This window comes from Martelella mediterranea (assembly GCF_004342225.1).
Lineage (GTDB): Bacteria > Pseudomonadota > Alphaproteobacteria > Rhizobiales > Rhizobiaceae > Martelella > Martelella mediterranea_B.
The window spans coordinates 1-14,899 of record NZ_SMAR01000054.1 but is presented as its reverse complement, the minus strand read 5'-3'; the positions used below and the strand labels follow the sequence as shown (position 1 = coordinate 14,899).

The 14,899-nt window shown below is 59.8% G+C and carries 11 protein-coding genes and 2 pseudogenes; 9 read left to right on the top strand and 4 right to left on the bottom strand.

What is annotated here, in order from left to right; genetic code table 11:
• The 3 genes and pseudogenes from EDC90_RS19285 to EDC90_RS19270 form a co-directional block, all read right to left on the bottom strand.
• Nucleotides 1-114 (bottom strand): winged helix-turn-helix transcriptional regulator (locus EDC90_RS19285; protein WP_132314163.1); only part of this gene is annotated, 114 nt, incomplete at its 3' end.
• Nucleotides 115-221: 107 nt separating this feature from the next.
• Nucleotides 222-761, bottom strand: a pseudogene (locus EDC90_RS21335) (SDR family oxidoreductase); the annotation flags it as partial.
• A 300-nt stretch (nucleotides 762-1,061) separates the two neighbouring features.
• Complete coding sequence (locus tag EDC90_RS19270; RefSeq protein WP_245511139.1) at nucleotides 1,062-2,039, bottom strand: LacI family DNA-binding transcriptional regulator; 978 nt, start codon at nucleotides 2,037-2,039, stop codon at nucleotides 1,062-1,064.
• A gap of 185 nt (nucleotides 2,040-2,224) precedes the next feature.
• Here EDC90_RS19270 and EDC90_RS19265 point away from each other — a divergent pair, with 185 nt between their 5' ends.
• The 8 genes from EDC90_RS19265 (at nucleotide 2,225) to EDC90_RS19230 (ending at nucleotide 14,172) form a co-directional block, all read left to right on the top strand.
• On the top strand, nucleotides 2,225-4,126 hold the full coding sequence (locus tag EDC90_RS19265) for an ABC transporter substrate-binding protein (RefSeq protein ID WP_132314160.1): 1,902 nt from the start codon (nucleotides 2,225-2,227) through the stop codon (nucleotides 4,124-4,126).
• Between the two features lie 96 nt (nucleotides 4,127-4,222).
• Nucleotides 4,223-6,331 carry an alpha-amylase family protein gene (locus tag EDC90_RS19260; RefSeq protein WP_132314159.1) on the top strand — a complete coding sequence of 703 codons (2,109 nt, stop codon included), beginning with the start codon at nucleotides 4,223-4,225 and terminating at the stop codon, nucleotides 6,329-6,331.
• A gap of 71 nt (nucleotides 6,332-6,402) precedes the next feature.
• Entirely contained in the window at nucleotides 6,403-7,392 is a 990-nt protein-coding gene (locus EDC90_RS19255) for an ABC transporter permease (protein WP_132314158.1), read from the top strand.
• Nucleotides 7,389-8,588: an ABC transporter permease gene (locus tag EDC90_RS19250; RefSeq protein ID WP_132314157.1), complete on the top strand. Its 1,200-nt coding sequence runs from the start codon at nucleotides 7,389-7,391 to the stop codon at nucleotides 8,586-8,588. Before EDC90_RS19255 ends, EDC90_RS19250 begins: the two co-directional genes overlap by 4 nt.
• A gap of 9 nt (nucleotides 8,589-8,597) precedes the next feature.
• A complete protein-coding gene (locus tag EDC90_RS19245; RefSeq protein ID WP_132314156.1) occupies nucleotides 8,598-10,319 on the top strand; it encodes an ABC transporter ATP-binding protein in 1,722 nt (573 codons plus the stop codon).
• Nucleotides 10,320-10,329: 10 nt separating this feature from the next.
• Nucleotides 10,330-11,106: a hydroxypyruvate isomerase gene (gene hyi / locus EDC90_RS19240; RefSeq protein WP_132314155.1), complete on the top strand. Its 777-nt coding sequence runs from the start codon at nucleotides 10,330-10,332 to the stop codon at nucleotides 11,104-11,106.
• Nucleotides 11,107-11,116: 10 nt separating this feature from the next.
• Nucleotides 11,117-11,986 carry a 2-hydroxy-3-oxopropionate reductase gene (locus EDC90_RS19235; RefSeq protein WP_132314154.1) on the top strand — a complete coding sequence of 290 codons (870 nt, stop codon included), beginning with the start codon at nucleotides 11,117-11,119 and terminating at the stop codon, nucleotides 11,984-11,986.
• 71 nt (nucleotides 11,987-12,057) lie between these two features.
• Nucleotides 12,058-14,172 (top strand): beta-galactosidase, encoded by a 2,115-nt coding sequence (locus EDC90_RS19230; protein ID WP_245511141.1) that lies wholly within the window; start codon nucleotides 12,058-12,060, stop codon nucleotides 14,170-14,172.
• Nucleotides 14,173-14,399: 227 nt separating this feature from the next.
• Here EDC90_RS19230 and EDC90_RS19225 read toward each other — a convergent pair whose 3' ends face one another.
• Nucleotides 14,400-14,693, bottom strand: coding sequence for an FCD domain-containing protein (locus EDC90_RS19225; protein ID WP_207903969.1), 294 nt, complete (start codon nucleotides 14,691-14,693; stop codon nucleotides 14,400-14,402).
• Between EDC90_RS19225 and EDC90_RS19220 the strand changes: the two are divergent.
• Nucleotides 14,676-14,899, top strand: a pseudogene (locus tag EDC90_RS19220) (IS3 family transposase); the annotation flags it as partial. The gene EDC90_RS19225 and the pseudogene EDC90_RS19220 overlap by 18 nt on opposite strands.

The following is a 14,899-nucleotide window of genomic DNA, read 5'->3' as shown; positions in this document are numbered from 1 at the left end:
CTCGCGCAGGTACTTTCTAATGGTGTTGCGAGACAGGCCGGTGCGCCTTGAAATCTCGCGGATTGGCATTTTGTCACGTAATGCCCAGCGTCGGACAACACTCAAAAATCCCATGTCAATCACTCCATATCTCCCCGACCGAATCCGTCAGGGCAATGTGTTCACAGGGGGCAATTCTCAGTGAAAATTTAGAAGCCTACAGGGTCACCTCTCAGCAGAAATCAACACCGAAAGGCCCTTTCGAGCATTACGGTCCACCATCGTCCTTTCCTGTGACGCTGCCGGATCTTGTGGCGATCCATCATGCGACGGACGTGCCAAACATTAAAACCTTCGTCCACCTCACAGCCGGCGTGTTCCCGACCGGAGAGGTCAAGCAGAAACGCATCGACTATTGCCCTGTCATCAGCGGTGAACGCGAGGTGGAGCGGTATTTTCACCCCGTTCCGCTCGTGAATCCGCAGGCTCGGATAGCCATTCTTCCCGAAGCCGCGTCGCACACCGCCATGGACCGTGCGGGCCAGTTCGACGCCGTTGACGTAGCTGGCGGAATCGCTGGCTAGGAAAGTGGCGACCTCCGCGATTTCCCCCGGCTCGCCGATGCGGCCGATCGGGCTCTTGTTCTTGAGAAAGGCCATGCCCTCTTGCGCATGGTTTCCAAAAGCATCCCGCCGCGCTTGCGTGTTCGTGGGTCTTGTACTGACGATGCTGATACGGATCCCGGTGCCCCTGAGATCGCTGACCCAACTACGGACCAAATTGCGGACCGCCGCTCAGCCGGCCGGCTTGGTGATACCTGCGCCGCCAGGAGAAGAATGAGGCGATCCGGGAGTTGTCGAAAAATGGAGTCCCAATTCGACAGATTGTTCGACAAACCGGTCATAACCGGAAGCTTGTCCGCGACGTGTTAAGCGGCCAACGTCTCGATGCCTTCCGAACACGGCCCAGCTCACTCGATCGTTGGCCACCGTGGCTTAACAGCCGCTGGGACGAAGGGGCTCGAAACGCCTCAACGCTCTGGCGAGAGATGAAAGCGAATGGATTTCCGGGGCAGTTCACAATCACGACCTTGCGGCGGTTCCTGACGAGCCGCGCTCGATGATCTGACAGGGCACATGGATCCGCAATGGACATGAGGGGAAATCGGGATTGTTGATCCGCTGGCCAAGCAACCAGGCGGCCATTCGGCCGATTTCAATCCCCGGAACCCGGATCGTCGTCATCGTCGGTGATATTTGCTGTGCCGCGTAATAGTCACCGAAACCGATGACGGAGCAGTCGCTCGGTATCTTATATCCACGCCTCAAAAGCTCCGAAATAACCGTCAGGGCCAATCCATCGTGTGCGCAGAAGAAAGCGGTAATATTCTCATCCTGTTTCGTCAGCCTGTCGATTGCGTCGGAAAGTTCACTGCCGTTGTCGAGAACAAGATCATGCAAGATCACATCGTCCCGCGGTTCGCAAACTTCACGCAACCCGTAGAGACGTTCCATGCGACCGCGAAAACGCGGATCTCCATGAACATAGACAATATTGCGGTGACCTCTGTCGAGGAGAAAATGGGCTACGGCCGAACCAGATTCATGGTCGGTACCGCCCACCTGGTCAACCTGCTCCAGCGGTTGAAGCCAACCGCTTCTGACCACCGGCTTGCCCTGAGCATAGGCGCGCCGCATGCCGTCCTCGCTTTGCGCCCCTACGATCAACAGCCCATCGCATTCTTCCGCGAGCGCCTCGATTTCGCTCGCCTGCCGCGTCGCGCGCATCCGAAGCCCGAAACCGAGCCTCTGGGCGTCACTCTGTATGCCATTCTGGATCTGCATGTGCAGTTCGCTGTTGGCATAATCGCTGTCATCGAAAACAACACCCAGAAGCCGCACTGTCTGCCGTGGCTTGCGGTAACCGAGCCGGTCAGCGGCATCGTTGACCCTTTCGCGCGTGGCTTCGCTGACGCCGCTCTTGCCGGAAAGCGCGCGTGAAACCGCATACTTAGAAAGACCCACTTCATCGGCGATTTTCTGAATTGTTATGCGCGCCAAACTCGTCTCCGATGCGTCTTGTTATTCGCCGAAAAGGCTTATTTATACCGCGAAATCGCAGAATGATACGCAACTAGCAATACATTTTTATAAAATTTTTCATAACGCTTTACATAACAAAATTAATTTAGCAACCTCAATGTTATTCGAATTGGATAACAAATAATCCATCGAAGGAGGAGGAGATCATGAATTTAAGTCGCAGATGCTTTCTGGCGGCAGGGACGGCACTTGCCGGCTCTCTGGCGCTTCCCGCCTGGGCCCAAGATGCAATAGCGTCCAATGGCGGAGAGCTGCCGCCGCTTGCCGACCGGCTGCCGGATAATCCGCTCGTTCTGACGCCGCGCGACAGAGCCGGAAAACAGGGTGGCATATGGAACCACGCGCTCGTGGGAGGCGGGTCGCTTTCCATGCTTTTCCGCTACCAGAGCTACGAGCCGACGGTTCGTTTCACACCGGACTGGTCCGGCGTGACACCGAACGTCGCGGAAGCTTACGCGGTCAACGACGACTCCACAGTCTACACCTTCACCCTGCGCAAGGGCATGAAATGGTCAGACGGTCATCCATATACGACGGAGGACGTACAGTTCTGGTATGAGGATATCTTCCGTTCGCCGGAACTGAGCACGACCGGGCAGGCATTCTGGCTGGCTGGCGGCAAACCTGCTGAGCTCGAAGTCGTCGATGAACAGGTTTTCAAGGTCAAATTCGCCGAACCGAACGGCTTCTTTGCCCAGCAGCTTGCCTGGGCCAATCAGGACCAGATCACGCGTGCACCAAAACACTATCTGAAACAGTTCCACATTAAATATAATCCGGATGCAAACGAGCTGGCCAGAGAACGCGGCTTTGACAGCTGGATCGCGCTGTTTCAGCGTGAATGCGGTCTGCAGGAAGACAATGTGTTCTTCCAAAATTCGACCCGGCCGACACTCAACGCCTGGAAGTTCAGTATCGCCCCCGGCGAGGACACCCAGCGGGCGGTGGCGGAGCGTAACCCCTACTACTGGAAGGTCGATACCGAAGGCACACAGCTGCCCTATTTCGATACGGTCAACTATCAGATGGTCGCCGATCCCGAAGTGCTTCTCTTGAAGACGCTGCAGGGCGAAGTCGACATGATGGACCAGTATATCTGCACACCCGCGAACAAGCCGGTTCTTTTCGACGCACAGGAAAGCGGCGATTTCCACTTCTATACGCTGAAGGAAACCGCTGCGAATGTGATGGTGTTCCAGCTAAACCTGAACCACACCGATCCGGTCAAGAACGAGCTTTACAATAACCGTGATTTCCGTGCCGGCCTGTCGCATGCCATCGATCGCCAGGCGATGATCGATGCCGTGTTCGTGGGGCAGGGCGCGCCGGCGCAACCTTCAATTGTTGAAGGTGATCCGCTTTATGTGGAGCGACTGGCCAAGCAGTATACCGAATACGAGCCAGAGAAGGCGAACGCCATCCTCGACAGTGTCATCCCAGACAAGGACAGCGAAGGCTACCGCCTCGATTCATCGGGCCGGCGCGTCACCATCATCTTCGAGATCGACCAGGTACGCACCACCTTCCTCGACATGTTCCAGCTTGCCATCCCGAACTTCAGAGATGTCGGCATTGATGCGCAGATCCGCACCATGGATCGCTCGCTCTGGGAAACGCGCGTGAGAAACGGCCGTGAATTCGACGCTACCGCGCATCAGTTCGGCGCCAACAGCGGCGTCGCCGCGATGCTCGACCCGCGTTACTTCGTGCCGTTCAATTCGAACGCGCTCTATGCGCAGGGGTGGGCGCTTCACTTTACCAATCCCGACAACGACGCGGCCATAGAGCCGCCGGCGGATGTCAAGGCCCAGCAGGACCTTTACACGCAGTTGCTGGCGACTGGTGACCAGGCGAAGCAGCAGGAGATCATGCTGAAAATCCTGAACAATGCTGCCGACCAGTTCCTCGTCTTCGGCGTCAGCCTGCCGCCGGATGGCTACGGCGTCGTCAAGAACGACATGGTCAACACCATGCCGGTGATGCCGAACTCGTTTGGCTGGCCGACGCCCGGCCCCTCCGCGCCGGAGCAGTTCTTCAAGAACTGACCGGCGATTAAGCCTGTCTCTCCCGACTGACCGCAGCCGGTTCGCCACATGGCGAGCCGGCGACGGCCTCGCCATAACCATCGGAACCTGAAAAACATGAACTTTATCGATCCGAAAACCGCTTCACACCTCAGAACGCCGGAATGGTACAAGACCGCCACCCGCTGGACGCAGCTAACGCTCGTGGAGAACGATCCGGTCAACTTCGATCCCGATTTCTGGATCGACGTGTTCAAGCGCACGCGGTCAAACGCCGTCTGCCTGTCCGCAGGCGGCTATATCGGCTTCTATCCCTCGAAGGTTCCGCTTCACTATGTCAGCAAATTCCTCGGCGATAGCGATCCTTTCGGACGCCTGGTCGATGGTGCGCGTGAACTCGGTATGCATGTCATGGCCCGTGTCGATCCGCACGCCATCCATCAGGATGCCGCCGATGCCCATCCGGAATGGATCGCTGTCGACCGGGACGGCAATCCGCGCCGCCACTGGGCGATGCCGGAGCTGTGGGTCACCTGCGCCTATGGCGATTACAACAATGTTTTCATGCCGGAAATCGTCAGGGAAATCACCTGCGACTACGACATCGACGCGATCTTCGCCAATCGCTGGCAGGGCCACGGGGTTTGCTATTGCGAGAGCTGCAAGTCGCGTTTCAGGGATGCCACTGGCCTTGACCTGCCAATGACCAGCGACGTCGCCGATCCAGCCTGGCGGGCATGGTCCGGCTGGCGCCGCGATGTGCTGACGCGCATGGTCATCAACTGGGACAATGACGTCAAGGCGATCCGTCAGCATGCAAGCTTCATCCCCAATATGGGCGGTGAATCGCTGATGGAATTCGATATCGGCCTGATCGAAAAACACTGCCCCTTCCTCGTCGTCGACCATCAGGGGCGGCGTGGACTGGAGCCGGTCTGGCTGGCCGGACGCAATGCCAAGCGTATGCGGGCCACCTTCCGCGAGCGTCCCGTTGTGCTGATCACCTCGATCGGGCCGGAAGAAAAGCATCGCTGGAAAGATTCCGTCACCACCGGCGCCGAAATCGAAGGCTGGATCGCCAACGGTGTCACCCACGGCATGTTGCCCTGGTTCACCAAATTCAACGGTGTAGTGCCGGACGAGCGCTGGGTCGCGCCGGTGGCCAATGGCTTCGAGAAGCACGTAAAGCTCGAAGCCGTGTTTGAGAAAACCGTGCCCACCGCCGAAATCGCGATCATCGACCCGACGACGACGCTGAAAAACTGGGCGCGTGACGAACGCCGCGCCGCCGAGGGCGACGACCTCGGTTTTTACCATGCGCTGGTCGAGGCAAAGCTTTCCTTCGAATTTCTCTCCGACGAAGCGATGACGGCGACAAGCCTTGATCGCTTCAAAGTTGTCATTCTCGCCAATGCCTCCAATCTGTCTGATGCCCAATGCGCGCTACTCAGGGAATACGCCGCGCGCGGCGGCAGCCTTGTTGCCGCGCATGAAACGGCGATGCGCGATGAAACAGGCAAGGAGCGCGATGCGTTCGCGCTCGGCGATGTCTTCGGCGTGAAGCGGACCGCGCTTTCCCGTGGCCCGGTGAAAAACAGCTATATCGCACTTTCCGGCGAACACCCCGTCAATGCAGGTTATGAGGGCGCCGAACGTATTATCGGTGGAACGATGCTTGCCGCGGTCGAAACCCTGCCCGGAACCGAAACCCCGTTCCTGTCCATTCCGGACTTTCCGGATCTGCCGATGGAGGAGGTTTATCCGCGCGAGGAAGCGAAAGGCGCAGCCGTCGTAACCCGCGAAACGAAGGCGGGCGGGCGAACGGTTTATATCCCGTGGAACATCGGTGGCATATTCTGGGACGTTTTAACCGCCGATCACCAGCGCCTTATCGCCAACGCCGTGCACTTTGCGCTCGGTGCGCGCCCGCGAGTCGAGGTCTCCGGCCATTCGGTGCTCGATATCGCGGTTCGCGAAAGCAATGACACGCTCGCGGTGCTGCTCTTCAATCTCACCAATCCGATGATGTTCAAGGGGCCGACGCGCTCGGTTTATCCGGTCGGACGTCACACGGTGTCGGTCGCGATTCCCGAGGGCCGCTCGATCGCTGGCGCGAAACTGCTGATCGCCGGTGAGGAGGCTGAGTTCCGGGTCGCGGGCGGACGTGCAGAAGTCGAGGTTCCGGCGATAGAAACCCTGGAAACGGTTGAGCTGCGCTGGGCATGACATCAGCGCACACAAAGACATCCGGCTCCGACAGCCGGCCGAAATTCTGTTAGCGCGGTGGGAGGACGCTGATGCTCAGATATATCATCATGCGGATCATCTATATGGTTCCGACACTGTTCGGAATATCGGTGATCGCATTCGTTATTATCCAATTGCCGCCGGGCGATTACGTGACTTCATTGATCGCCTCGATGAGCGACAGCGGGCAGGCCGTCGACCCAGCGGAAATTGCACGCCTGCGGGCCGTATATGGCTTTGATGACCCGGCCTATGTCCAGTACTTCAAATGGATTTCGGGCATCCTGCTGCATGGCGATTTCGGCTATTCCTTCGAATGGGGCCGGCCGGTGAGCGAACTGATCTGGGAACGGCTTGGTTCCACGCTCGCCGTCTCCGTCGCCTCGCTGCTTTTTGTCTGGGCGGTGTCGCTGCCGATCGGCATCTATTCGGCGGTGAAGCGTCATTCGCTCGGCGATCACGTCTTCACCTTTCTGGGCTTTCTCGGCCTCGCCATACCGAATTTCATCCTGGCGCTGACGTTGATGTATTTCTCCTACAAGGTGCTGGGCCAGAGCGTCGGCGGATTGTTTTCGCCCGAATATGCCCATGCGGAATGGTCGTGGGGCAAGTTCACCGACCTGCTGGCGCATATGTGGATACCGGTAGTCGTCATCGGCACGGCCGGCACAGCATCGCTGATCCGCATCCTGCGGGCCAACCTGACGGACGAGCTAAACAAGCCCTATTACGTCACCGCCCGCGCCAAGGGCCTGCATCCAACGAAGGCACTGCTCAAATATCCTGTGCGCATCGCCCTCAACCCGTTCGTCTCGGCAATCGGCTGGGTGCTGCCGAACCTGATCTCCGGTGTCACTATCACCGCGATCGTTTTGAACCTGCCGACAGCCGGCCCGCTGCTCTTACGCGCGCTGGTTTCGCAGGACATGTATCTCGCAGGATCCTTCATTCTTCTGATGGGCGTTCTCACTCTGGTCGGCATGTTGGTTTCCGATCTTCTGCTGGCGATGCTTGACCCCCGGATAAGGTTTGACCAATGAGCGACAATCTCTTCCAGGAAACGGCACTCCACGAGCCTTTGGAGCATGAAGCGCTGGATCGCCCGGCGATCACGCCGCTGAGAAAAGGCGTGACCAGTCACACCGATACCGCAGCAGGCCAGTGGACGCTAATCTGGCACAAATTCGCCAAAGATAAGCTTGCGATCTTTGCCGGCATTGTCATCTTCAGCTTGTATCTGATCGGTATATTCGCGGAGTTTCTCGCGCCTAATCTGGCGCAGACGGCGCGTCCGCAATATTCCTACGCTCCGCCGCAAACGATCTCCTTTTTCGTCAAGGGCGAGGATGGCGAACGCAAGTTCCTGCCGCATGTGAACGGCTATAGTGTCACCGTCGACCAGGCGTCGCTACGCCGGTCCTTCGCCGTCGACGATACCAAGGTCGTGCCGATCGGCTTTTTCGTACGTGGGCCGGAATACAAGATGTGGGGGCTGTTCCCTTCCGATCTTCACCTTGTCGGACCCTTGAAGGCGAACGATCCGTTCTACCTGCTCGGCGCCGACAAGCTCGGCCGCGACCTATTCAGTCGGGTGATCTACGGCACACGGGTGTCGATGTCGATTGGTCTGATCGGCGTCTCGGTCAGCCTCGTTCTTGGCGTCGTCATGGGCGCGCTCTCGGGCTATTACGGTGGCTGGGTGGACCTTGTGATCCAGCGCATCATCGAGATCATCTCGGCGATGCCGACCATCCCGCTCTGGCTCGGCCTTGCCGCCGCCATTCCGGTCTCGCTTGCGCCGCTGAAGGTCTATTTTCTGATCACGCTGATCGTCTCACTGCTCGGCTGGACATCGCTTGCCCGCGAGGTGCGCGGCCGGTTCTTCGCGCTGCGAGGCGACGATTTCGTTACCGCTGCCAGGCTCGACGGCTCGAACGAGCGACGGATCATCTTCCGCCATATCCTGCCGTCGCTGACAAGCCATATTCTTGCTGTCGTGACACTCGCATTGCCGACGATGATCGTCGCGGAAACGGCGCTTTCCTTCCTCGGCGTCGGGCTGAAGCCGCCGGTGGTCTCCTGGGGCGTGCTGCTGCAGGACGCGCAGAACATCCGCACCATCTCGACGGCTCCGTGGCTCTTGATCTGGCCCGCCGGAGCGGTCGTGATCGCGGTGCTTTCCTTCAACTTCCTCGGCGACGGTCTCCGCGATGCCGCCGACCCCTATGACAGCTGACGGGAGGCTATGATGACACCCCAAACCATCGTTCATGATCATGAAAGCTTCGGTGACGCGGTGCTGCAGGTCAAGAACCTGTCCATCGACTTCCACCTGCGTCAGCACATCCTGCACGCCGTGCGCGACGTCACCTTCGATCTCCATCGCGGCAAGACGCTGGCGCTGGTCGGCGAGAGCGGCTCCGGCAAGTCGGTGACGGCGCGGGCGCTGCTGAAGATCGTCGACAGGGCGGCAAGGATTACCAGCGGCACGATCGTGCTCGATACCGATGGCAAGCCGGTCGATATTCACGCGCTGCCGGATGAGGGTAAGGAAATCCGCGCGATCCGGGGCGGCCGCATCTCGCTGATCTTCCAGGAGCCGATGAGTTCGCTCTCGCCGGTTCATACCATCGGCGATCAGATCATCGAGGCGTTGCGCCTCCATCGCAACATGAACAAGGCGGAGGCGCGGGCGGAGACGATCAGCCTGCTGTCGCAGGTGGAAATTCCCAACCCCGAGGCGATGATCGACCGCTACACCTTCGAGTTTTCCGGCGGCATGCGGCAAAGGGCGATGATCGCCATGTCGCTCGCCTGCGATCCCGATATCCTGATCGCCGACGAGCCGACCACCGCGCTCGACGTCACCACCCAGGCCGAAATCCTCGACCTGATCAAGCGCCTGCAGGTGGAACGCGGCATGGCCATGCTGCTGATCACCCACGATCTCGGCGTCGTCGCCGAAGTCGCCGACGAGGTGGCGGTGATGCGCTTCGGCGTGATCGTCGAGCGCGGGCCGGTGGATGAAATTTTCTACAACGCCCGCCACCCCTACACCCGTGAACTTCTTTCATCGACCGTGCGGCTGGAAAATCCGCGCGCGAGTGCAAAGACTTGGGAGACGGCGCGGGATGATGCTGTGCTGTCGGTTCGTAATCTCACCAAGGTTTTCGGGGCGGGCGCGGGTAAGAAGGGTTTCATCCTCAAGGCCGTGGACGATGTTTCCTTCGACCTCAAACGCGGTGAAAATCTGGGCATCGTCGGAGAAAGCGGCTCGGGCAAGACCACGCTCGGCCGGCTGATCCTCAGGGTGCTGGAGCCGACCTCTGGCTCGGTCGTCTATCGTCCCGGCGACGGGTCAGAAACGGAGGTGACGACGTTGGACAAGCAGGGCCTGCGCCAGTTCCACAGTCAGGTGCGGCTCGTCTTTCAGGACCCGTTCGCCTCGCTCAATCCACGCATGACGGTCAAGCAGGTGATTGCCGACCCGCTGGTGGTGGAAGGCAGGCTCTCGGGCCGCGAGATCGAGGAGAAGGTTGGCTCGCTGCTCGAACTCGTCGGCCTCGACCGGTCCACCATGGAGCGCTATCCGCATGCCTTTTCCGGCGGCCAGCGCCAGCGCATCGGCATTGCCCGCGCGCTGGCACTCGACCCGAAGGTGATCATCGCCGATGAGGCCACTTCCGCTCTCGACGTCTCGATCAGGGCGCAGATTCTCGACCTGCTGCTCGACCTGCAGAAGCGTCTCGATCTTTCATACGTCTTCATCGCCCATGACATTTCGGTGGTCCGCTATTTCTGCGACCGGGTGGCGGTGATGCACCGGGGGCGGCTGATGGAACTCGGTAGCGCCGAGCAGATCTGCACCGCGCCCGGGGAAGATTACACCCGGAGCCTGATTTCCGCCGTGCCGAACCCGGACCCGCGCAACAAACGCATGTTGCACAGAACCAAGTACGTTGCCTGAGGAGTTTTCGATGCCGAAATTTGCCGCCAATCTCTCGTTTCTTTACGCCGACCTGCCGTTTCTGGAGCGCATCGCCGCCGCCGGGAAGGACGGGTTTCCGGCGGTGGAATATGTCGGGCCTTATGATTTTCCCAAGAAAGAGGTCGCCGCCGCGCTGAAGGCCGCGAATGTTCGCCAAGCGCTGTTCAACCTTCCGGCCGGCGACTGGGCTGGCGGCGAACGCGGCATCGGCTGCCTGCCGGACCGGGTTGAAGAGTTCAGGAAGGGCGTGGATACGGCAATATCCTATGCCAAGGCGCTCGACTGCCCGAAGGTCAATTGCCTCGCCGGCATCGCGCCGAAGGGTATCGCTGCCGAAAAGCTTGAGGAAACGCTGATCGAAAACCTGAAATACGCCGCGCCGCGCATGGCGGAAGCCGGCGTCAAGCTGCTGCTCGAGCCGATCAACCTGCGCGACATTCCGGGTTTCTTCGTCTCGACCACCGACCATGCCGAACGCATTCTCGATGCCGTCGGTTCGGAAAATCTGTTCATCCAGTACGACATTTACCACGCCCAGATCATGCAGGGGGACCTTGCCGAAACCTATCGGCGGCTCAAGGCAAAGATCGCCCATGTGCAGCTCGCCGACAATCCCGGTCGCCATGAGCCGGGCACCGGCGAGATCAATTATCCCTTTCTTTTCAAAATGCTGGACGCGGAAGGTTATGACGGCTTCATCGGCTGCGAATACAAGCCTTCGGCCGGCACAACCGAAAGTCTCGGCTGGATGAAGCCCTGGCTTTAAGGAGGATCACATGAAAATCGGATTTATCGGCCTCGGCCTGATGGGACGCCCGATGGCGGCGCACCTGATCGATGCCGGCCACGAGCTCTACATCAACCGGGTCAAACCGGTCTCGCAATTCCTGGTGGAGAAGGGGGCCACGGCCTGCGACACGCCGAAGGCGGTGGCGGAAGCCGCCGAGATCATTATCACCATCGTGCCGGACACGCCGGATGTCGAGGCTGTGCTGTTCGGCGAGAACGGTGTCGTCGAGGGCCTTTCCGAAGGAAAGATGGTCATCGACATGAGCTCGATCTCTCCGGTCGAGACCAAGACCTTTGCGAACAAGATCGCGGCAAAGGGCGGCTTCTATCTCGATGCGCCGGTCTCCGGCGGTGAGGTCGGGGCGAAGAACGCGGCGCTGACGATCATGGTCGGCGGCTCGGACAAGGATTTCGAGCGCGGCAAGCCGCTGTTTGAAGCGATGGGTAAGACCATCACCCATGTCGGCCCGGTCGGCGACGGCCAGACCGCCAAGGTCGCCAACCAGATCATCGTCGGGCTGACCATCGAGGCTGTGGCCGAGGGCCTGCTGTTTGCAAAAAAGGCGGGCGCCGATCCGGCCAAGGTGCGCGAGGCGCTGATGGGCGGTTTCGCCGGCTCGACGATCATGAAGGTCCATGGCGAGCGGATGATCGCGCGGACTTTCGATCCCGGCTTTCGCATTCGCCTGCACCGCAAGGACATGGCGCTCGCTGTCAACGCCGCCCGCGATATCGGCCTCGCTTTGCCGAATACGGCCGCGACCGAGCAGTTGATGAACGCCGCCATCGCCCGCGGCGACGGCGATGAGGATCACTCCGCTCTGATCAAGACGTTGGAAGCGCTGGCGGGGCTTTAGCAAATCAATCTCCTCCCAAGGGTGGAGATTGAAATCGTCTGGCCGCGTTTTGCCAAATGTGTGAGGACATGATGACGAAAATACCGATGCAGACGCCGTTCGGGGCTGTCTATTTCCGCAAGTCCAACCCGCCGCGCGAGGACTGGGAACGTGATTATGGCGTCGCCGCCGAGGATGGGCTGAACGTGTTCCGCCACTGGTTCATGTGGAGCGCGATCGAGCGCCGGCCCGGCTTCTACGACTGGGAAGAATATGACCGGCAGATGGACCTCGCCGCCGAAAATGGCATCAAGACCATCATCGCCGAACTGACCCACACCGTGCCGGACTGGGCCTGGCGCAAGTTCGCCCATGCCCGGCAGATGCGCGCCGATGGCAGCGAGCTTCCGGCGATCATGGGCGTTTCTGCGGCGACCGGCGGTTTCGCGCCGAACGGCGGCGGCGCCGGTTCGCTGACGATGAACTGCCCGGAGGTGAAAGAGGCGGCGGGCGCCTTCCTGACGGCATTGTCGGAGCGCTACAAGGGCCATCCGGGGCTTTTGGGTTATGACGTCTGGAACGAGTGCAATTATGCGCCCTCCGTCGACTACAACCCGCATACCAAGGCCGCCTTCCGTGTCTGGCTTCAGGAGAAGTATGGCGATCTCGATACGCTGGCAAAGGCCTGGTATCGCTATTCCTATGCCGAATGGGACGATATCGAACCGCCGCGCCAGATCGCCCCCTATCCTGAATGCCTCGACTGGCTCGATTTCAAGCGCGAGAATTACTACGGCCAGATGCAGTTCCGCATCGATACGATCCGCGCCGTCGACAGCGATTGCCTGATCGCCGCCCATGGCGTCGCCGGCGCGATTCCCGATATGGCCGCGCGCGGCTCGGATGACTGGCTCGCCGCCTCCAAGGTCGAGGTCTACGGCTATACCTTCGTCCATGCGCGCAAGGGCAACCAGTCCTGGCGCAGCTTCTATGCCGCCGACCTCAACCGCGCCGCCGCGCGCGGCAAGCCGTTCTGGCATGCCGAGCGGCAGGGCGGGCCGCTGTGGATGCAGCCGCAGGTGGTCGGGCGCGACAAGGAGGACGGCCGCGTCGCCGAGCCCGAGGATATCCGGGTGTGGTCGCTGACCTCGTTCGCCGGCGGCGCGCGCGGCATGCTGAACCTGCGCTACCGGCCTTTGCTCGACGGCCCGCTGTTCGGCGCCTTCGGCTCCTATGGCATGGATGGTTCGCGCACGCCGCGCTCCGACATGGCCTCGACGATCGCGAAGTGGACCAATGCGCCGGAGCAGAAGCCGCTGCTGGCGGCGAAGCCGGTGCAGGGCGAAATCGGCATTCTTGTCGCCCCGGAGGCCCAGGCCTGGGATTACCTCCTGAGCCGGGAGGGCAATTACGAGACCTATAGGGAGGCCATGTGGGGTGCTTATCGCGGTTTCTTCGACAATGGCATCCAGGTCGACTGGGTGCATATCGAGGATATCGACGCCTATGACGCGCTCTACTTCCCCTATCCGATCATGCTGACCAGCGGGAATGCGGAAAAACTCGCGGACTGGGTGAAGGCTGGTGGCACGCTGGTTTCGGAAGCCTGCCCGGGCTATTTCGGCGATCGCGGCAAGGTCGGCACGGTGCAGCCGAACAACGGGCTCGATGCCGTCTTTGGCGTACGAGAGGACGAGGTCGAATTCATGCCGGATATCGGCGACCGTATCCGCTTCTCGCTCGACGGCGTTTCGACCACGGGCGGCGGTTTCCTGCAATCTTATGAGGTAACGACGGGCCGGGAACTGGCGCGGTTCGCCGATGGCCGGATCGCCATCGTTGAAAACACGTTCGGCAAGGGGCGCACGCTCCTGGTCGGGACCCATCCCTCGGTCGGATATTACCGTGACCAATCGGAGGCGGGAAAGCGCTATTTCGCCCGCTGTTTCGCCTTCACCGGCAAGACGCCGCATACCGTCAGCTCCAATCCGGCAGTACAGGTTCGCCTGCACGAGGGCGAGGGCGGGCGCTACCTCTGGCTTGTCAATTCCACGCGGCAAATTCAGACGGGGACGCTCACCGATGGCAAAAGCAGTGCGCTGAATGCCAGCGAAACCTTCTGGCCGCGTGAGGGAGGAGCCCGCCTGATTAACGGCAGTTTCAGTGTCCCCGCCCGTGATGCCCTCATTGTCCGTCTGGCACCTTGAGATGGAAACCCGCGACTGTTTAGTCCCGGCATTTGGTGGATTGGATCGAGCTTGAATCTTTCCGGCTCCTTTGTCCAGACATTACGGAGGCATTCCATATCCTTTCAAAAATTACTTGCCTTACGAGGCCATATTGAAACGGATTGTGAAAGGATTTTCGGCTTGCTTTATCAGTGTAGCCAGAGTGCTTGCGCAAACGACCGTTTGCAACATGTATGCGTTGAACTCTACTTTGAGCGCCGGTCTTTCTGCAGTTTTTCAAAGGCGGCAAGCACGTCATGGAGTGTTGTCTTGACATGCTGCTCGGCGACCTGGCGTGCTGTAGCCGCGTCCCGTTTGTGGAAGGCATCGATCATCATGTGATGTTCAGACGTTACCCGTTCGGCAAATCTTGCGTCTCGTCCGCTTTGATTCATCAGGCCGAGACTCAGCCAGTAATAGCGGCGCAAAAGCTGAGCGGCTTCAATATTGCCGCCATAGAAATTGATGAGGTTGTGAAACTTCGTATTGGCGTCGTCCATCGCCGGCCAGTCCTGCTTTTCAGCCGCACTGTCGGTCCTGAGGCCCCTGCAATCATGAAACGCAAGAACACTTCACCGCCTGTGCCAGAGCGAGAAGAATTAGAGCGGCAGCTCGAAGTTCTGCAGCGCGACATCCGGCAATTACAGCTTGAGCGCGATCTTTTGAAGAAGGCCACTGAACTGATAAAAAAAGGCCTGGGCGTTGA